Below are 20,105 nucleotides of genomic sequence, written 5' to 3'. Positions count from 1 at the left end.
GACAACTTGTGAAATTACCGACAAGAAGGGAAAGGGCCTTCCCGAGAGTGGTAAAGGAGAGGCCCTGGAAATACCCCACAGCCCCGAAAAAGAGCCAGTCAGTTGCTTAACTGACTGGCATTACACCCGAAGGTGGCGTGTTTAATTATGGCTTATCCCTGTCTAACCAGTCGCCGCTTGCAATCAGCTTTAATCCATCGACGGGTCGTTGATATACGTACATCCATGCACTCCCGTACGGCGTCTGAATCAACTGGCGCGCGTATTCACCGCCCCTGGTGCGCAAGGCATCAAGTTCGGCCAGCGTGGCGTTGTCAATACGATAAACTTCACCGTGTACCGTTCCGTTCCCCGGAACTGCGCCTGGATAGTGGCCCAGGCTATACAACTGGTAGTTATCGATACTGAAATCGCCCAGCAACTGGGCATTGGTCATCCAGTGGCTGTTGCCTTGTTTGTGGCGTAAACTGCCGTAGACAAATATTCGCATAGCTAAAACTCGAACTGATAGAGCAAATCCAGTGCCTGGTCTACACCAGACACGGCTTCCAGATATAGCTTCGGCATCAGGCGATAACGTAACGTGAGTGTTGCTATAGAGTCAAATATCCCCACGCCGTATTTCACTTGTAGGCCTGGTAATACATAGCCGCTGACCACCACCTGGGAGGAATCGCCTACCCCCTCGGTGTCGAGCGCTAAATTACTTACGCCAAATGTCTCACCGATTTTACCCACAATCTGACCACTTTGTGCAACCCCCAGACCAATCAGCATCGAGGTCATCGCCGCGCTGTCACTCTGATCGCTCTCCAGCCCTTGTCCGCGTAACAAGTAGGACAATGCCGCCTGTTGTGACATCGCCGGGTCAGAGAAGATCTCCGCTTTCGGCTCATCCGCCAGCCCGGTGACACGAACACCGGCGATCACGTCGTCTTCTGTTGCATCCGGGTTACGAATCGCTTCGATATTGAGATACGGTTGATCCGGCGGGCCAGAGAACAGCAGTTCACCTTTACGCACAATCAGATCCTGACCATAGGCATGGAAGCGACCTTCCGGAATGTTGATCTGCCCGTTCAGACCCAGACCTTGTTTGTCCTGTACGACATTGAGATCGCCCGTCAGTCGCGCTTTCAGGCCGAAGGCATCAATGCGCACATTGTTGCCAACGTGAACAATCAGGTTGCTGTTGATCGGAATCGATGCCGTTTTCGCCTCCTCCGGTTGCAGGTTATCGTTGAGCATTACCACATCGCTGGAGACGCCCACCGCACTTTCCGGTAGATCGTGCACCACAATGCGCGCCCACGGTACATCCACGCGGCCATCGAGGGTAAACAGGCTTGGTGTGGCTTCGAATACGACATCTGGCGACACATCCATGCGCACCATCGGCGGTACGGTGATCCGCACCTTACTGCCTTTTGCCGTCACCCGCGCACGCCAGTTTTCAATCTGACTCCAGTCAGCATCACCGTTCAGGTAAATTTCCCCCTGCTGGGTTCGCACAGTGCCCGCCAGCGTCGAGCGCATACCGTTAAAGTTGACCGCAAGCTGGCTCGGCTGCATATCAAACGGCATAAAGTTGCCATCGATATCCACACCAGTGACCTGGAGCTGACCAAACAACTGCGGGCTCTGCACATCACCGCCCAGACGTAAGTTGGCGCTCACCATACCCGCCGCTTTTTCACCACGCGTAAAGATGGGGTTTACCATCGCGAGGTTGAAGTTACGGATATTCACGTTGCCGCCGAGGTTACGCCGCCCTTGTGGATCGGTTACCTGTACCTGACCATCAAACTGACCGTTATTAGTCAGACGGATTGTCCAGCCCAGCTCGGCACGGTTATTACGCAACTCCGCCATCAGGTTCAGCGTCTGAAACGCTACTGGCAGCGCCGCATCGTTGACGGTTTGCGTCACCTGCACGTTACGCCCGGAAAGAGTAACACTGCCCTGCGGCAGCCCTTCTTTGGTGGTATCCCAGGCGACATCCGCTTTACCTGTAAAGATACCGCTGGCCTGAGTGGTTTCCGGCATAAACGGCTTCAGCATTGCCAGGTCGAAACGGTTGAGATTCACCACCGCACGCCCTTCAGCCCCGGCATCAATGGTTTGCGGCACGCACAGTTCCGCATTCGGGTTAAGCCAGCAGTGTGGCCCGATGCTGATTTTTTGCTCCTGATTGCGGTAGTCCAGTGCGATATCACGCGTCAGCGACCACGGGCCGACCGGCGTCTGGAAGCGCGTATTGCTAAGTGTTCCCTTCCAACGTTCTTCTTTGCGATCAAAACTCCCTGCCAGATTGAGCTGCCCGGAAACCGGCTCGCCCTGAATCCGCAGTTGTAACTCGTGCTGCTTTTCGCTGCCTTTCGCGTTCAGAGTGACGAGGTTGATATTCACATCCGGCTGCGAGATTTGCTCAACGCGCACGTCGAGTTTACCCGCAATCTGATCGGTGGATTTGATATCGCCTTCCACACGAACCTGCGCTACGGAGAGTTCCTGCCAACGCAAACCGCGCGCGGTAATATCTGCCAGTAGTTGTGGCGCTTCCACAGTACCGCGTACTTTCACCAACCCTTTCGCTGTACCGCCCAGTCCTGGTAGCGCATTATCCAGCCCCGGCGCGTTGATGGTGGCATCAAGATTGAGATCTTTTACCCCCAACTCGCCTTTCACTTCGGCACTGTTTGGCCCCAGTTCCAGATGCAGACCTGGGATCGTCCACTGCATATAACTGTTGCCTTTCAGCGTTCCGTCAACGTTCACTTTGTTCTGTTTAACATTGCCGGTCAGCTTCAACTCTGGTACGTCCATCTGCCAGGTGCCGCCGTACAGGCTGCCTCGGGTTTTGATCAAACCATTGAGTTTTGACGGCCACTCCGGGAACTCTTTCGCAGTGTTAATGCCGTTAAGCGTTAACTCACCACGCCAGCTAATCGCCTGCTGCCAGTCGAGTAACGCTTTCAACTCGGTTTTCCCTTCCAGCGCTGCGACGGTAAGTTTGTCGAGATTAACCTGCTGTTCATTGCCCTTTGCATCGAGGGTAATGGTCGCTGGCGGGATCTCATGCCCCTTCACCGCCATGTGCATAGAGAGCGTGTAATCAGTCATTTTTCCGGTGAGTTTCAGTTTCAGATCATCCGCCTGATACTGCTTCTCGCCAGTAAACGGCCAGTAAAGCTGTTTGCTGTTTACTTCCACGTTGAGCGGCAATCCGACTTCTGCCAGCCGCGTCTGGGCGCGCAGATCCATATCCACCGGACCGGAAAGATTAACGCCAATCTCCAGTTGTTCGCGCAGCGCACCACCCACTTTCAGCTTCACTTTTTCGCCTTTTAGTGGCTCCACGTTCAGTGTGCTATTGAGGGTGATATCTACCGGCCAGTTATTGGACAGTTGCGCCGTGCCACTGGCATTAACGCTCCCCTGATTAGAGTCGATATCAAGTGCGTCCAGTTTGGTATTGCCATCGATGCTACTGACTTTCAGCAGCATGGTGTGCACGGTGATGTCCGTGTCGCCCGTCACGCGCAGTTGCTCACCCTTAAACTCTTCAATGTTCAGGTTGAGCGGCAAATGTACGTCGGTCATCTCCGGTAATACCGGGCGAGAAAAGAGATCTTTCAGCGTTTCGCCCAGCGGTTTTTCATCCGGCTGCGGATTTTCAATCTTCGGTTCGACAACTTCTTCCTGCGCCACTTCTGCCACTTTCGGCAGGGCAATCAACAGCCCTTTCAGCGATGTCGGTTTCAGGGTCAGGGTTTTCTCTTGCCAGTTCAGACCGGAGGTGAAATCCATCACCGACACCGTAGTGTCATCAATCTTAATGTTGACGTTATCCAGCGCTACCCGCGTCAGGGTGATGGGATATGGCGTAGAGAGATCCAGCGGCCCGCTATCTTCCTCTTCCTCCGCTTGCTCTGAAGGGGGCATTTTTTTACTGTCGATGTTGACCTGAATATCCTTCAGTGCCAAATCGTTAATACAAACACTGCTGTCCCACAGGCACTCCAGCCCGACCGCCAGATGCAGATTGCCCGCTTTTACCGCCACGCCTGGCTGCTCATAACGAACGTCAGACAAGGTAAGGTCGCGCCAGCCACCGGTGACCTTGCCAATATCCAGCCCTGGCACCCAACGGTCTGCCGCTTTAAATACCAGATGCAGGCCGCTGGTGGTGCCCACCAGAAACGCCACTGATCCCAGCAACAGTAAAATAACGATGACTACGCCGAGGCTGATTTTTTTCCATAAACTCATAATTCTGGCCCCAGACCGATGTAAAACTGTAAACCATGCTCGTCTTTGTCAGCGACCGGAACGGCGAAATCGAGCTTGATCGGCCCGACCGGCGATTCCCAACGCACGCCAACCCCGGTGCCGGTTTTAAAGTCACTGCGGCGAATATCGCTTACCGCTTCGCCGCTGTCGACAAACACCGCGCCCCACCATTTTCCGGTCACGTTGTACTGATACTCCAGCGATCCGGTAATTAGCTTTGATGCCCCTTTCAAGTCACCATTGGCGTATTTCGGAGCGATCGATTTGTATTTATAGCCGCGAATACTGCGGTCGCCCCCGGCGAAGAAACGTAAATCCGGCGGTACTTTGTCGAAGTCACCGGTTTCAATCCAGCCCAGCGTGCCGCGAGTGACAAAGCGATGGCGATCGTAAAGTGTGCGGATCCAGACGTTCTGCGCCTGGAATACGGAGAAATCGACATCCGATCCCCAGGCGGTGTTGGAGTAGTCGATAGAGTAACGCTGCGAGTCGCCCCAGGTCGGCATCAGGCCGCCGCGTGATCGCGTCCGGCTAATCATGACCCCAGGATAAAACAGCATCGTGGTGTTAGTGATTTCACCCTGAGTAAAGTGGTCGAGACTCCAGCGCAGGTTAATGGCACGCTGCCAGCCACTGGAAAGATCCCAGTAACGGGAAGCAACCAGGGTGGTGGAATCGGATTCGGTATCATTCAGATCAGTGCGCTTAAAACCACCCTGTACCAGATAGTATTGTTCCAGTGGGTTCTTAAGCAGCGGCATTTTATAACTAAAATCGAGAGTCTGTTCCGGTGCAGAGATACTTGTGCTGGTGGTCAGGCTGTGACCGTAAGAGTTCATCCACGGCTTTTTCCACGAGGCTTTAACTCGTGGGCCAACGTCCGTTGAGTACCCGACCCCGGTTTCAATGGTGTTTTCCGTGCGCGGCGAAACGACGCCAGTCAGTGGCAATACTTTAGTTTCTCGCGCTTTATCAAACTGCGGTGCAACCACCACCGAGTTAAACCAACCAGTAGCGGAGAGACGGCGGTTCAGTTCCGCCAGATCTTTAGATTCGTACTCATCGCCCTCTTTAAACGGCACCAGATTTTGCAGGTACTCATCGCGGATCTGTGATCCTTCGAAGGTCACATGCCCAAAGCGGTAGCGTTCGCCACTGTTGTAATCAATATCCCAGTAGGCTTTATGCAAGCCAAGTGCGATACCCAACTGTGCTTTGGTAAATTCGCTATCGAAATAGCCTTTACGCAACGCGATGCTGGTTAAGGACTTTTTGAAATTTTCGTAGTCGCCCTGATTCAGCACCGTGCCTATAGCCGGGCGGGTATCGAGCAACTTCAAATAGTCTTTATCAGTCCGCGCACCGCCGCGCAAAACCACATCAGTGCCGCCAATCAACACCGGCACGCCGGGCGTGACTTTGGCGATCAACACCTGCCGCCCCTTCTTTGGCGGTGGTCGGAGATCAAATTCAATGGTCGGCTGGTAATAGCCCAGCGCCTTCAGACCTTCGCGGATAGCATCATCAACACGTGCGCGAAAGCGCCGATCTGGCGTAACTTCATCACTTTCAATCGTAGAAAGCTGCGCACGAACGTTCTTTTCTAGCTGCCCCGATAACCCTTCGACCTGTAGACGGACGTTCGCGGCGACGGCAGCTCCGCTAAAGCAGAGTAAGCTTACACAGCATAACTGTCGGATATAGCGCACATTTTCTCCTGAATATCCTTTGTTCCTGCCCCTGGAACTCCGTTAAACGGCTTAACAAAAATCCAGCCATATGGATTTAAAAGCAGACTAAACCCAAAATATTTCTTATGGTTTACTTTATACACATTCACGGGGGTTATTGTGTGCAAATACGTCTCTTGTTACAACCTAATCCCCAAAGGCCGACTTTCGGGAGAGCAACACTATGAGTTTATTTGATAAAAAGCATCTGGTTTCCCCCGCCGATGCCCTTCCTGGACGTAATACCCCGATGCCTGTAGCCACATTGCATGCGGTCAACGGCCACTCAATGACCAATGTGCCTGACGGAATGGAGATCGCCATTTTTGCTATGGGCTGTTTCTGGGGCGTGGAACGCCTTTTCTGGCAACTTCCCGGTGTTTACAGCACTGCCGCAGGCTATACCGGCGGTTACACGCCAAACCCGACCTATCGGGAAGTGTGTTCTGGTGATACCGGCCACGCCGAAGCGGTACGCGTGGTTTACGATCCGTCAGTGATCAGCTACGAACAACTGTTACAGGTATTCTGGGAGAATCACGATCCCGCACAAGGGATGCGTCAGGGCAATGACCACGGCACGCAGTATCGTTCCGCAATTTACCCGCTGACACCAGAACAGGACGCTGCCGCCCGCGCCAGTCTGGAACGTTTTCAGGCCGCAATGCTCACCGTCGGTGACGATCGCCAGATAACCACCGAGATCGCCAACGCTACACCGTTTTATTATGCCGAAGATGACCACCAACAATATCTGCACAAAAACCCATATGGCTATTGTGGAATTGGTGGGATCGGCGTTTGCCTGCCGCCTGAAGCGTAGCAATAAAAGGCTGAACTAAAGCGAAATGAAGCAAAAATTTAACCCTCTGGCGACTTTACAGAACCTTACGCTATACTAGCCACTGAAAATGTCGGTTCACTCTCTTCGAACCGGCTTTCAATGTGTATTTCGCACAAATTAATCAACTTCCCCTTCCGAGGATCTGACCTGAACGGTCGGATAAGATATGTTAAACAGTATTTTAGTCATACTATGCTTGATCGCTGTGAGTGCGTTCTTCTCGATGTCCGAGATCTCGCTTGCCGCCTCACGCAAAATCAAACTTAAACTGCTGGCTGATGAAGGCAATATAAACGCCCAGCGCGTTCTGGATATGCAGGAAAATCCCGGCATGTTCTTTACCGTGGTGCAAATTGGTCTGAACGCGGTGGCGATACTCGGTGGTATCGTCGGTGATGCGGCGTTCTCTCCGGCTTTTAACAGCCTGTTCTCTCGCTATATATCAGCGGAACTCTCTGAGCAACTGAGCTTTATTCTCTCTTTCTCATTAGTGACTGGCATGTTTATTCTGTTTGCGGATTTAACCCCGAAACGCATCGGTATGATTGCGCCAGAAGCTGTGGCTTTGCGTATCATCAACCCGATGCGCTTCTGCCTGTTCGTCTGCACCCCTCTGGTGTGGTTTTTCAACGGCCTGGCAAACATGATCTTCCGTATCTTTAAATTGCCGATGGTACGTAAAGATGACATCACTTCTGATGACATCTACGCGGTGGTGGAAGCCGGTGCACTGGCTGGAGTACTGCGTAAACAGGAACACGAGCTGATCGAAAACGTGTTTGAACTGGAATCCCGTACCGTGCCGTCTTCCATGACGCCGCGTGAAAACGTGATTTGGTTCGATCTCCATGAAGATGAGCAAAGTCTGAAGAATAAAGTGGCGGAGCATCCGCACTCAAAATTCCTCGTCTGTAATGAAGATATCGACCACATCATCGGCTATGTGGACTCGAAAGATCTGCTGAACCGCGTGCTGGCCAATCAAAGTCTGGCACTGAATAGCGGCGTGCAGATTCGCAACACGCTGATCGTACCTGACACTCTGACCCTCTCTGAGGCGCTGGAAAGTTTTAAAGCTGCGGGTGAAGACTTTGCGGTAATCATGAACGAGTACGCCCTGGTGGTGGGGATAATTACCCTCAACGACGTGATGACCACGTTGATGGGCGATCTGGTCGGTCAGGGGCTGGAAGAACAGATTGTCGCGCGTGATGAGAACTCATGGCTAATCGATGGCGGTACGCCGATTGACGACGTGATGCGTGTGCTGGATATTGACGAGTTCCCGCAGTCGGGCAACTACGAAACCATCGGCGGCTTTATGATGTTTATGCTGCGTAAGATCCCGAAACGCACCGATTCAGTGAAACTCTCCGGCTACAAATTTGAAGTGGTGGATATCGATAACTACCGCATCGACCAACTGCTGGTGACGCGGATCGACAGCAAAGCCACCGCCCTTTCACCGAAACAGCCTGACGCTAAAGATAAAAATAAAGAAGAAAGCGTCGCATAACCCCAGAAACATCAACGGCTCCTGAATCAGGAGCCGTCTTATTACTGCATAGCACGCTGGTTAAGCCATCTCTGTTTGCAGACGCATAACCTGACGGTTAACTTCGGACATCACTGACAAATGCAGCTTATCCTTCACTTTTGGGATAAGAATCTTACCCTTATCAAATTCAAAAGCGCCAACGTCCTTGATGTATAACCGTCCACGGAACAGGATTTTCACGTACTTCGCCACCTGCAGTGGGTTGTACCGTTGGAAAATTTTCATTGTTATCTCCTGCTGAGTATTACGCCTTTGTGGTGCCACAATCGGCCCAACTATTATGAGGCGCAAATTTTAATGCCTGATGACTATAGTCTATCGCTGCAATGTTTCCAGTGTGTATAAAGTTTTTTACCTTAACGTTACAGTTATTCAGAATTATCTTTTCGCCTAACCACAATCTTCAGTATAAGCATTCATTTTTCATATGATTTGTGCGCTTGTCCGCAAACTGGCACCACACTTGCGGGAAATTCGATAAATAGCACATATGATTAAAAGTCCGCCCCAAGTGGTCGGATCACCTGCATACGATAAGAAGGAAACACTATGACCCTACGCAAGATTCTCGCGCTGACTTGCTTGCTACTGCCGATGATGGCCTCCGCGCATAAATTCGAAACCGGTCAGCGAGTACCACCAATTGGCATTGCCGATCGTGGCGAGTTAGTACTTGATAAAGATCAGTTTAGCTACAATACCTGGAACAGCGCACAGTTAGTGGGGAAAGTGCGGGTACTGCAACATATTGCCGGTCGCACCTCCGCAAAAGAGAAAAATGCGACGCTGATTGAAGCGATTAAATCGGCAAAACTGCCGCATGATCGCTACCAGACGACCACCATTGTGAACACCGACGACGCTATCCCCGGTTCAGGTATGTTTGTACGTAGCAGCCTGGAGAGCAATAAAAAGCTCTATCCGTGGTCACAGTTTATTGTCGACAGCAACGGCATCGCACGCAGCGCCTGGCAGTTGGATGAAGAGAGTTCCGCCATTGCAGTGCTGGATAAAGACGGTCGCGTGCAATGGGCAAAAGATGGAGCGCTCACTCAGGAAGAGGTGCAGCAAGTGATGGACTTGCTGCATAAGTTGCTTAATAAATAGAAACCCGGAACCCTGGATTCAGGAAGGATTCACGCGGAGTGTAATCCAGCGGTTTCCCCTGCCAGTCGTGGACGTGTGCTCCGGCAGCGGCAGCCACAGCATGACCGGCAGCGGTGTCCCAAATATTGGTTGGCCCAAAACGCGGGTAGAGCTGAGCCTGCCCTTCCGCCACCAGGCAAAATTTCAGTGAAGAACCGATGGATGTCGTCTGGTGTTCGCCAAGCTGTTGCAGATACTCTTTCAGCTCCGCATCCGCATGGGAACGGCTAATGACAACCAGAGGCGGGCGAGCGTCGCGTACCTGAATCTGCTTGCGCACGCCGCACTCTTCTTTCCAGGCTTTTCCTTCCTCCGCGCTGTACATTACGTTCATTACCGGCGCATACACCACACCTAATATCGGTTTGCCTTTGTCGATCAGCGCAATGTTAACGGTAAATTCGCCATTTCGTTTAATAAACTCTTTGGTGCCGTCCAGCGGATCCACCAGCCAGTAACGTTGCCAGTGCTGGCGGACTTCCCAACCGGGAGGATCTTCTTCAGAAAGAACGGGGATATCCGGCGTCAGTTTACGTAATCCTTCCATGATTACGGTATGCGCGGCGATATCTGCCGCCGTCACCGGAGAGTCATCTGCTTTGTTGGCGACGTCCATCGGTTTAGTCCCGTCGTAGACCTGCATAATGGCATCGCCCGCAATCCGTGCAAGCTGGCATACTTGATCTAACATTCTCCACCTCGTCTCTGTGAGCGGCGTTAACTTATTGTTTTACTTATACCCCATCGCTATAGAATCCGCCAACTGTGATGGCGTCATCGTTTCCTGATTTATTATTTATGGCATCCTTCACGCTCCGTATGAAAGACGTTTCATCTTCTCGTTCATAAAAGGATGTCCCTTATGATTAAGTTTAGCGCAACGCTCCTGGCCACGCTGATTGCTGCCAGCGTGAATGCGGCAACAGTCGATCTACGCATAATGGAAACCTCTGATTTGCATAGCAACATGATGGATTTCGATTATTACAAAGACACATCCACAGAAAAATTTGGGCTGGTACGCACCGCGAGCCTGATTAATGACGCGCGCAATGAAGTGAAAAATAGCGTGTTGGTCGATAACGGTGACCTGATTCAGGGCAGTCCGCTGGCGGATTACATGTCGGCTAAAGGATTAAAAGCCGGTGATATTCATCCGGTCTATAAGGCGCTGAATATGCTGGATTATACCGTCGGCACACTCGGCAATCATGAATTTAATTACGGTCTGGATTACCTGAAAAATGCGCTGGCGGGGGCGAAATTCCCCTATGTAAATGCCAATGTCATTGACGTAAAAACCAACCAGCCGATGTTTACACCGTATTTAATTAAAGACACCGAAGTAGTCGATAAAGACGGGAAAAAGCAAACGCTGAAAATTGGCTATATCGGCGTCGTGCCACCGCAGATTATGGGATGGGATAAAGCCAATTTATCCGGCAAAGTTACCGTTAACGATATTACCGAAACAGTGCGCAAGTACGTGCCAGAAATGCGCGAGAAAGGTGCCGATGTCGTTGTCGTTCTGGCGCATTCTGGTCTGTCTGCCGATCCGTATAAAGTAATGGCGGAAAACTCAGTTTATTATCTCAGTGAAATTCCGGGCGTTGATGCCATTATGTTTGGTCATGCCCATGCCGTCTTCCCGGGCAAAGATTTTGCTGATATCAAAGGCGTAGATATCGCCAAAGGTACGATTAACGGTGTTCCGGCGGTAATGCCAGGCATGTGGGGCGATCATCTCGGCGTGGTCGATCTGCAACTCAATAATGACAGCGGGAAATGGCAGGTGACGCAAGCAAAAGCGGAAGCTCGCCCGATTTACGATGTCGCCAATAAAAAATCACTCGCCGCTGAAGACAGCAAGTTGGTTGCAACGCTGAAAGCCGATCACGATGCCACACGCCAGTTTGTCAGCAAACCTATCGGGAAATCCGCCGACAATATGTATAGCTATCTGGCGCTGGTACAGGACGATCCGACGGTGCAGGTGGTGAACAACGCGCAAAAAGCGTATGTCGAACATTACATTCAGGGCGATCCGGATCTGGCAAAACTGCCGGTGCTCTCTGCCGCTGCGCCGTTTAAAGTTGGCGGTCGCAAGAACGATCCTGCCAGCTATGTAGAAGTGGAAAAAGGCCAACTGACTTTCCGTAATGCCGCCGATCTCTATCTCTATCCCAATACGCTGATTGTGGTAAAAGCCAGCGGCAAGGAAGTTAAAGAGTGGCTGGAGTGCTCCGCCGGGCAGTTTAACCAGATAGATCCCAACAGCACTAAACCGCAGTCATTAATCAACTGGGATGGCTTCCGTACCTATAACTTTGATGTGATTGACGGCGTGAATTATCAGATTGATGTTACCCAGCCAGCCCGCTATGACGGTGAATGTCAGGTGATTAATGCCAATGCGGAAAGGATTAAGAATCTGACCTTTAATGGTAAACCGATTGATCCGGACGCGATGTTCCTGATTGCTACCAATAATTATCGTGCATACGGTGGCAAATTTGCCGGAACAGGCGACAGCCATATCGCCTTTGCGTCGCCGGATGAGAACCGTTCGGTGCTGGCAGCGTGGATTGCTGAAGAGTCGAAGCGTGCAGGAGAAATTCACCCAGCGGCAGATAATAACTGGCGTTTAGCGCCGATTGCCGGTGATAAAAAACTGGATATTCGTTTTGAAACGTCCCCGTCCGATAAAGCCGCAGACTTTATTAAAGAGAAGGGTCAGTATCCAATGAATAAAGTCGCGACTGATGATATCGGGTTTGCGATTTATCAGGTGGATTTGAGTAAGTAAGACACACCGTTTTCGGTCTACACATCATGCATCGCATCCGGCACTTCCTGGCGGATGCGATGCTGACGCGTCTTATCCGCCCTACAAACCACGAATCGTAGGTCTCCGGCAGTTATGCCGCACGTTCATCCCGCACCGCCAGCACCTCTGGCAAATTCAACTCAATCCAGTCTGCCAGTGCAGCAACCTTTTCACTGACCTGTTCACCCAGCGGTGTGAGGCTATATTCCACATGCGGCGGCACCACCGGATACGCGATACGGTTAACAAATCCATCCTGCTCCAGCGCCTGTAACGACTGCGCGAGCATCTTTTCGCTCACTCCGCCCATTTTACGCCGCAAGTCGCTAAAGCGATGAGTGCCTTCGCGCAGCGCCACCAGAATCAGTACCCCCCAACGGCTGGTAACGTGTTTCAACACATCCCGCGACGGACACTGCTCAGCGAAGAGGTTTCCCTCTTTCAGTTGTTGCGACAGGCTTACCCGACTCATTTCATACTTACCTTTTTGTATGTACTTACTAAAAGTTAGTTTAGGTGTTAGCGTATTTAAACACAAGACAAACCAATGGAGATTTCTCATGATCGCAATCACCGGCGCGACCGGCCAGCTTGGTCACAATGTAATTGAATCTTTGCTGCAAACCGTTTCTGCCAGCCAAATAGTGGCTATCGCACGTAATCCGGAAAAAGCGCATGCTTTGAGCGCACAAGGCATTAGCGTGCGTCAGGCTGACTACGGCGATGAAGCTGCACTGACATCTGCGCTACAGGGCGTGGAAAAATTGCTGCTGATCTCTTCCAGCGAAGTGGGACAGCGTGCCTCGCAGCATCGTAATGTTATTAATGCAGCAAAGGCGGCTGGCGTGAAATTTATCGCCTACACCAGCCTGTTACATGCGGACACCTCCCCGCTCGGCCTGGCTGCTGAGCATATCGAGACGGAGAAAATGCTGGCTGATTCTGGCATCGCTTATACCCTGCTGCGCAACGGCTGGTACACTGAAAACTACCTCGCCAGCGCCCCGGCAGCACTGGAACACGGCGTATTTATTGGTGCGGCGGGCGATGGCAAAATTGCCTCAGCAACTCGTGCAGATTACGCAGAGGCTGCGGCACGCGTAATTAGCGAAGCAGGTCACGAAGGCAAAGTCTATGAGCTGGCGGGCGACAACGCCTGGACGCTGACACAGTTAGCGGCAGAGCTGACCAAACAGAGCGGCAAACCAGTTATCTACCAGAATATGAGCGAAGCCGATTTCGCCGCAGCGCTGAAAAGCGTTGGTCTTCCTGGCGGACTGGCGGATATGCTGGCTGACTCTGACGTTGGCGCATCAAAAGGTGGTCTGTTTGATGACAGCAAAACACTCAGCACGCTGATTGGCCGCCCGACAACAACATTAGCCGAAAGCGTAAACGCGCTTTTTAATGTTAATAACTAGTTAATTAAAGTGGCATCCTCCCGCATCCTCTCTGATAATGACGGGATGCGGGGAGCAACCATCTCTGTTCCCTGAATATTTCTTCTGACAGACCAATGGATGCCAGTGATGATTAGCGGCGTGCTGTACGCCCTGTTAGCAGGGTTGATGTGGGGGCTTATTTTTGTCGGGCCGTTGATCGTTCCAGAATACCCGGCGATGCTGCAATCAATGGGACGCTATCTGGCATTAGGTTTAATTGCACTGCCCATTGCCTGGCTGGGGCGCGTGCGTCTGCGTCAGTTGACACGTCGCGACTGGCTTACCGCGCTAATGCTCACCATGATGGGCAATCTCATCTATTACTTTTGCCTTGCCAGTGCCATTCAGCGAACCGGCGCGCCTGTTTCCACGATGATTATCGGCACCCTGCCAGTGGTGATCCCGGTCTTTGCCAATTTGTTGTACAGCCAGCGCGACGGCAAACTCGCGTGGGGGAAACTCGCCCCGGCGCTGGTTTGTATTGGTATCGGCCTTGCGTGTGTAAATATTGCTGAGTTAAACCACGGTCTCCCCAATTTTGACTGGGCACGTTATACCTCAGGCGTCATGCTGGCATTAGTCTCCGTGGTTTGCTGGGCGTGGTATGCATTGCGCAACGCCCGCTGGCTGCGGGAAAATCCAGACAAACATCCAATGATGTGGGCGACGGCGCAGGCGCTGGTCACGCTGCCGGTTTCGCTCATCGGTTATGTTGTTGCTTGTTTCTGGCTGAATACGCAAATGCCTGATTTCTCTCTACCTTTTGGCTCCCGTCCACTGGCCTTTATTAGCCTGATGATTGCTATCGCCGTGCTTTGCTCATGGGTCGGCGCACTTTGCTGGAACGTCGCCAGCCAGCGATTACCGACGGTGATCCTCGGGCCGCTGATTGTTTTCGAAACGCTGGCAGGTTTGCTGTACACCTTTTTACTCCGCCAACAAATTCCACCGCTGATGACGCTGAGCGGTATCGCGCTGTTAGTGGCCGGCGTGATCATTGCAGTCAGAGCAAAACCGGAAAAACCCTTAGCTGAACCTGTCTCTGAAAGTTGACACCTTGCCAATCTGTTAAATAATCCTCTGCTACGTAAGGGTTATAGCTTTTAACTTAAAGATGCATTTAAAATACATCTTATCTTATTAAGAATGAGGTATCAGCTATGGCTTATCGCGACCAACCTTTAGGTGAACTGGCGCTCTCTATTCCTCGCGCTTCGGCTCTGTTTCGTCAATATGATATGGATTACTGCTGCGGCGGTAAGCAGACGCTGGCTCGCGCGGCGGCACGTAAAGAACTGGATGTTGACGTCATTGAAGCCGAACTGGCAAAGCTTGCTGAACAACCGATTGAGAAAGACTGGCGTAGCGCGCCGCTGGCAGAAATCATCGACCATATCATCGTGCGCTACCACGATCGTCACCGCGAACAACTGCCAGAGTTGATCCTGCAAGCCACCAAAGTAGAGCGCGTTCACGCCGACAAACCGAGCGTGCCAAAAGGGCTGACAAAATACCTGACTATGCTGCATGAAGAGCTTTCCAGCCACATGATGAAAGAAGAGCAGATCCTCTTCCCGATGATCAAACAAGGCATGGGCAGCCAGGCGATGGGGCCAATCAGCGTAATGGAAAGCGAACACGATGAAGCAGGTGAGCTGTTGGAGGTTATCAAACACATTACCAATAACGTCACACCGCCGCCGGAAGCCTGCACCACCTGGAAAGCGATGTATAACGGTATTAATGAACTGATTGATGATTTAATGGAGCACATCAGTCTGGAAAATAATGTACTGTTCCCACGCGCGCTGGCGGGTGAGTGATTTGTTTGATCAACGATCCTGACATGAGCAGGATCGTTGATTGTTAAGTGATTCAGTCACTCAGTGGAAGCAATTCATTATTGTAACTGGTGTACTTACCTTCAACGGTAAGCAGACTGCCGTTTTTATCAAGATGCGCCGCATTGAGTTGTCGAGTCTCATTACGCCGCTTCGCATCACGAACCAACCCATCTCCTACGTAATAAATATAATGGTCATCATGAGCAAAGGTATCTGATAATTGACCATTGGCGTATTTAAACCACGTCCATTGGCCTTTCAGTTCAAAGAGCTCAACCGTATCTTCGTTAATAAAATACGTATAGCGGTCATCATGTGCCAAATAATTTAATGTTGTGCCATCGGGGCTTTTATACCACGTCCAATGCCCATTAATATCGAAAATAGTCACATCAGCGCTCGCGATGAAATAAACTTTATTCCCTACAATATTAACGCCTCCCTGTAATTCTTGTTTGGGGTCGGGTAAATGAATAACCGAAAGCGTTTTTTCGACCCCAGAAACATACTTCACCAGATAGAGCGAATCTTTATATTGCGCCACATTCTGCGTCAACGGGCGAAAATATTCCGGATCAACATCAGGAATGGTCGCAACCCGGCAGTCATTAGCGCGCCGGGAAGCATCACGCGTCAACCATGTTACTTTATCTCGCTGTAGATCAAACGTACTCCGGCAATCTTTCCCGAACGAATAACGTTTCTCCCCGTTTTTGTCGCGATAAATCAGTAGTGAACCGGCCATCCAGCGCACAAGATGAAAGGTATCCGGATCGGCATTGATGGCATCTCCATTCACAAAGACCTGCGATTGGGTTCGCCAAATGGTATCCCACGGTCCAGGATTACTTTTGCTTTCACAACTATTAGGTGAATAAAGAATGGGGCGACGTGTCCAGGATTTAACGCCAAGAATAGAATACCCTTGTGCACTGCCTAACCAACGCCCTTGAAAATAAATATTGCGGCGATCTTTGAGCACATCCGCAGAATCACCTGAACGAACGCGACCGCCGACTTGTTGCAGCGAATCCATATCAACCTGCTTTTCGCCGCGGTTATCATCCGTGCGTTCGCCATCAAAATAGAGGCTGTCTTTATCAGCGGCAAAACGTCCCCAGGCACGGAATGTTGCGGCATCGACTTTCGGTGTTCCCAGCGGGTTCTGGACTATTTTCCCTGCCCATAAAATATGACGGCCATCAGTCAACCAGTCGAAACGCCAGCCGCCATTAGTTCTGATATAAGTGCCAGCATCCACTTGTACAAAATCATTATTGATATTATCCGGAGAATCATATTTATCATCAGTGCCGTTGGGTACGCGGCGAAGTTGCTTAAACTTGACCTGCGGTAAATGAATATCCGGGAAATAGAGTCCATAATCGTCACTATCTTCAACGCTATATTTTGTTCCTTGCCCCCACGGCTGGTAGTAAAACGCAGCAGAAGGTACACCGGAGCAGGCTAGTGAGATGGTTGAAAATAAAGCCAGGGCGAGACAAAGGGGTTTAATTCGCAACATAGCGTCATCCTGAAGCTGTTAGTGTGAAGAGGTTATTTAAATAAGGGTTTTAGTCCGCTCGGAGGTTGCTTCACCGATGACCATCCTCCCACACCCAGGTTATAACGCAGCCATTCACCTTGCCGGGCACGCTCTTTCCCAATTCCAGTCGCTTGTTGAGTGTAAAGCTGCCCGTCTGTTGATATAAACGTGTTAGTTAATCCCCAACTACCACCTGCTTCAAGTGAGCCGGAGAGTTCCTCCGACTTAAGATTAATCAATTCACCTTCACCCAAGGCGTTGGTTGTTACTTTATAAATTTGGTTCTTATATAAACCGGTGTCCCAAACAAACAGATAAAAATATTCCGGATCAACCCCCACCAGCGTTTCATAAACACAGTCACTGCCCGCTGGAGTGGCTTCATGTTTGAGCCAGGACACATTATTCAGACCACTATTAAATGGCGCACAGCGATACTCAATATCCTCAAGCTCATAGTCATGCTCGCCGCTTTTATCGCGATAAACCAACCGTTCACCAGGCATCCAACGTTTAATCTGAAAAGTTTTGCGATCGGCGGGCAGAAGCTTACCGTTAACAATTACCTGCGAATTTGTCAGCACAACAAATTGTATGGCTGAATCATGCCGCACGATTTGAAATCCATCGGCATGACCCAACCAGCGACCTTTATGCCAAAGACTATTTTTATCACGCAGTAAATTCCAGATGTCCGTCTCTTCCAGCGTTGACATATCCACCTGCTTATCACCGCTATTATCATCGGTACGCTGACCATCAAAATAGATACTGCGTTTATCGGCAGCGAAAGCGCCGAATGCCTGAAAACTGGTGGCATCGACATTAGGTTTACCGGATGGGTTTGTCAGGACTTTGCCAGCCCAAAGGACAGAGCGTCCATCGGTGAGCCAGGTATGCTGACAATCCCCCTCATCATCGCAATCGAACTTATCGGGATTAAAATCGGACAGTAAGCGGGTTTCTTGTTTATTGGCTAAATTGGCAATGCGCCAAAGGTGGGAAAAATTAATATCTGGTAATTCGGAGAGGATCTCATCTTTTTCCCCCTTCTGTTCGGCAATGTAAACCGTACCTTTCTCCTGCTGGCGGTAATAAAAATCTGCGCCCCAGGAAGGTGAAATGGAGAGAGGTAATGCGGCGATTAATAACCAACTGTGCTTAGCCATAGTGAACTCTGCAATAAGTGGCAAAGATTCACGGTAAGCCCGCGCCTGGGCGCTGTCGATGACGGGAAGTATTTTTAGGAATGTATAAAGACAAAAGAGATTGCAGACAAAGTGTGCTTTGTTCATGCCGGATGCGGCGTAAACGCCTTATCCGGCCTACAAAAGCACGCAAATTCAATATATGGCAGAGCTCCCGTAGGCCTGATAAGCGTAGCGCATCAGGCAATTTTGCAGCCTGAAAGGCACCCGCAGGTGCCTTAGCAGCATTACTTCGCTATACGTTTCTTACCAATAAACAACCAGCCCAGCCCTAGTGCGATAAACCACAGCGGAGTAACCAGCAGTGCCTGGCGAGTGTCGTCTTCCAGCGTCAGCAGCACGATAACGAACACAAAGAACGCCATACATACCCAGCACATCAGCTTGCCGAGCGGCATCTTGTAGATCGACTTCTCATGCAGGTGTGGACGCTGTTTGCGATACACCAGGTACGAGCAAAGGATAATAGTCCAGACGAACATAAACAGAATCGCTGAAACCGTGGTGATCATGGTGAACGCGCCAATCACGCTTGGATTCACATACAACATCACCACGCCGCCGAGCAGACAGATACAAGAGAAGGTCAGCCCTTTCGCTGGTACTGCGCGTTTAGAGAGTTTAGCGAACGCTTTCGGCGCGACGCCTTCCTGTGCCAGACCAAACAACATACGGCTGGTAGAGAATACGCCACTGTTAGCAGAAGAAGCCGCAGAGGTCAGCACCACAAAGTTAATCACACTTGCCGCCGCAGGCAGCCCCACCAGCACAAACAGTTCTACAAACGGGCTTTTCTCCGCGACCACTGAACTCCACGGCGTCACGGACATAATCACAATCAGCGCGAAGACGTAGAACATAATGATGCGGATCGGAATGGAGTTAATCGCACGCGGCAGTGATTTCTCTGGATCTTTGGTTTCCGCAGCCGTTGTGCCGACCAGCTCAATCCCCACAAAAGCGAAAACCGCTATCTGGAATCCGGCAAAGAAGCCGCTTAAGCCTTTCGGGAACCAGCCGCCGTCATTCCACAAATGCGCAAACGACGCTTCTACGCCAGTCGGTGACTGGAAGTGCATCATCACCATAATCAGACCGACAACAATCAGCGACACAATAGCGACGATTTTGATCATCGCGAACCAGAACTCCATCTCACCAAACATTTTCACGGTGGCGAGATTAAGAACCAGCAACAGAATGATCACCGACAACGACGCCACCCAGTCGGAAAGTCCTGGAAACCAGAACTGCGCGTAAGCGGTAATCGCCACAACATCCGCCATACCGGTTACCACCCAACAGAACCAATAAGTCCAGCCAGTGAAATAACCCGCCCACGGCCCCAATAAATCGGAAGCGAAGTCACTAAAAGATTTATATTCCAGATTCGAAAGCAGCAACTCCCCCATTGCCCGCATCACGAAAAAGAGCATAAAACCGATGATCATATAAACAAAAATGATCGACGGCCCGGCAAGACTAATTGTTTTACCGGAACCCATAAACAACCCTGTACCTATGGCACCGCCAATGGCAATAAGCTGAATATGCCGGTTTGTGAGATTGCGCCGTAGCGACTGTTCAGCCGGAGCCTGATCATCGGCAACGACTTTTACCTGATCTACCATGTTTTTTCTTCCTGTCTGTGTTGTTCAGGCTCTGCG

17 protein-coding genes are annotated in these 20,105 nt (G+C 50.9%); 8 read left to right on the top strand and 9 right to left on the bottom strand.

The genetic code is table 11. The annotated features are described in order from the left end of the window. Positions 1–110: hypothetical protein (locus C7B16_RS25335; protein WP_224465868.1), on the top strand; the 110-nt coding region annotated here is incomplete at its 5' end. A gap of 35 nt (positions 111–145) precedes the next feature. On the opposite strand, the gene C7B16_RS16175 is transcribed toward C7B16_RS25335, so the two are convergent. From C7B16_RS16175 to tamA, 3 genes are read right to left on the bottom strand one after another with little or no spacing between them, the layout of a single operon-like run. Beyond that, a complete protein-coding gene (locus C7B16_RS16175; RefSeq protein ID WP_001219159.1) occupies positions 146–490 on the bottom strand; it encodes a gamma-glutamylcyclotransferase family protein in 345 nt (114 codons plus the stop codon). 2 nt (positions 491–492) lie between these two features. Further along, entirely contained in the window at positions 493–4,272 is a 3,780-nt protein-coding gene (tamB, locus tag C7B16_RS16170) for an autotransporter assembly complex protein TamB (RefSeq protein ID WP_107179903.1), read from the bottom strand. Next, entirely contained in the window at positions 4,269–6,002 is a 1,734-nt protein-coding gene (tamA, locus tag C7B16_RS16165) for an autotransporter assembly complex protein TamA (protein WP_001269290.1), read from the bottom strand. The genes tamB and tamA overlap by 4 nt, the downstream gene beginning before the upstream one ends. Positions 6,003–6,207: 205 nt before the next feature. On the opposite strand from tamA, the gene msrA reads away from it, so the two are divergent. Together msrA and C7B16_RS16150 are read left to right on the top strand one after the other, a co-directional pair. Then, positions 6,208–6,846, top strand: coding sequence for a peptide-methionine (S)-S-oxide reductase MsrA (gene msrA, locus C7B16_RS16155; protein WP_016249513.1), 639 nt, complete (start codon positions 6,208–6,210; stop codon positions 6,844–6,846). A gap of 187 nt (positions 6,847–7,033) precedes the next feature. Next, positions 7,034–8,383, top strand: coding sequence for a hemolysin family protein (locus C7B16_RS16150; protein ID WP_001517648.1), 1,350 nt, complete (start codon positions 7,034–7,036; stop codon positions 8,381–8,383). Positions 8,384–8,443: 60 nt separating this feature from the next. Here C7B16_RS16150 and C7B16_RS16145 read toward each other — a convergent pair whose 3' ends face one another. Further along, positions 8,444–8,650 (bottom strand): DUF1107 domain-containing protein, encoded by a 207-nt coding sequence (locus C7B16_RS16145; RefSeq protein WP_000689228.1) that lies wholly within the window; start codon positions 8,648–8,650, stop codon positions 8,444–8,446. 324 nt (positions 8,651–8,974) lie between these two features. Between C7B16_RS16145 and C7B16_RS16140 the strand changes: the two genes are divergently transcribed. Continuing rightward, positions 8,975–9,532, top strand: a complete 558-nt coding sequence (locus C7B16_RS16140; protein WP_001517647.1) for a YtfJ family protein — start codon at positions 8,975–8,977, stop codon at positions 9,530–9,532. Here C7B16_RS16140 and cysQ read toward each other — a convergent pair. Continuing rightward, the gene (gene cysQ, locus C7B16_RS16135) at positions 9,522–10,262 is read right to left on the bottom strand and encodes a 3'(2'),5'-bisphosphate nucleotidase CysQ (protein WP_000886881.1); all 741 of its coding nucleotides are present in this window, start codon (positions 10,260–10,262) and stop codon (positions 9,522–9,524) included. The genes C7B16_RS16140 and cysQ overlap by 11 nt on opposite strands. Positions 10,263–10,433: 171 nt before the next feature. On the opposite strand from cysQ, the gene cpdB reads away from it, so the two are divergent. Further along, complete coding sequence (cpdB, locus tag C7B16_RS16130; protein WP_107179902.1) at positions 10,434–12,377, top strand: 2',3'-cyclic-nucleotide 2'-phosphodiesterase; 1,944 nt, start codon at positions 10,434–10,436, stop codon at positions 12,375–12,377. 112 nt (positions 12,378–12,489) lie between these two features. Here the strand turns inward: cpdB and C7B16_RS16125 are convergent, their stop codons facing one another. Then, complete coding sequence (locus C7B16_RS16125) at positions 12,490–12,870, bottom strand: winged helix-turn-helix transcriptional regulator (RefSeq protein WP_001517645.1); 381 nt, start codon at positions 12,868–12,870, stop codon at positions 12,490–12,492. An 88-nt stretch (positions 12,871–12,958) separates the two neighbouring features. Between C7B16_RS16125 and C7B16_RS16120 the strand changes: the two genes are divergently transcribed. From C7B16_RS16120 to ytfE, 3 genes are all read left to right on the top strand, one after another. Further along, positions 12,959–13,819: an SDR family oxidoreductase gene (locus C7B16_RS16120; RefSeq protein WP_001517644.1), complete on the top strand. Its 861-nt coding sequence runs from the start codon at positions 12,959–12,961 to the stop codon at positions 13,817–13,819. A gap of 108 nt (positions 13,820–13,927) precedes the next feature. Next, complete coding sequence (locus C7B16_RS16115) at positions 13,928–14,893, top strand: DMT family transporter (RefSeq protein WP_010379620.1); 966 nt, start codon at positions 13,928–13,930, stop codon at positions 14,891–14,893. 107 nt (positions 14,894–15,000) lie between these two features. Continuing rightward, entirely contained in the window at positions 15,001–15,663 is a 663-nt protein-coding gene (gene ytfE, locus C7B16_RS16110) for an iron-sulfur cluster repair protein YtfE (protein ID WP_000331472.1), read from the top strand. Positions 15,664–15,715: 52 nt separating this feature from the next. Here ytfE and C7B16_RS16105 read toward each other — a convergent pair whose 3' ends face one another. From C7B16_RS16105 to cycA, 3 genes are all read right to left on the bottom strand, one after another. Continuing rightward, the gene (locus C7B16_RS16105; RefSeq protein ID WP_107179901.1) at positions 15,716–17,209 is read right to left on the bottom strand and encodes a hypothetical protein; all 1,494 of its coding nucleotides are present in this window, start codon (positions 17,207–17,209) and stop codon (positions 15,716–15,718) included. Positions 17,210–17,241: 32 nt separating this feature from the next. Then, entirely contained in the window at positions 17,242–18,399 is a 1,158-nt protein-coding gene (locus tag C7B16_RS16100) for a hypothetical protein (protein WP_107179900.1), read from the bottom strand. A 266-nt stretch (positions 18,400–18,665) separates the two neighbouring features. Continuing rightward, positions 18,666–20,069 carry a D-serine/D-alanine/glycine transporter gene (cycA, locus tag C7B16_RS16095; protein ID WP_000228359.1) on the bottom strand — a complete coding sequence of 468 codons (1,404 nt, stop codon included), beginning with the start codon at positions 20,067–20,069 and terminating at the stop codon, positions 18,666–18,668. Positions 20,070–20,105: the final 36 nt, after the last annotated feature.

Source organism: Escherichia sp. 20412-1 (assembly GCF_003027595.1).
Lineage (GTDB): Bacteria > Pseudomonadota > Gammaproteobacteria > Enterobacterales > Enterobacteriaceae > Escherichia > Escherichia marmotae.
Note: the sequence above shows the minus strand (reverse complement) of the source record. Positions and strands in the feature narration are given on the sequence as shown.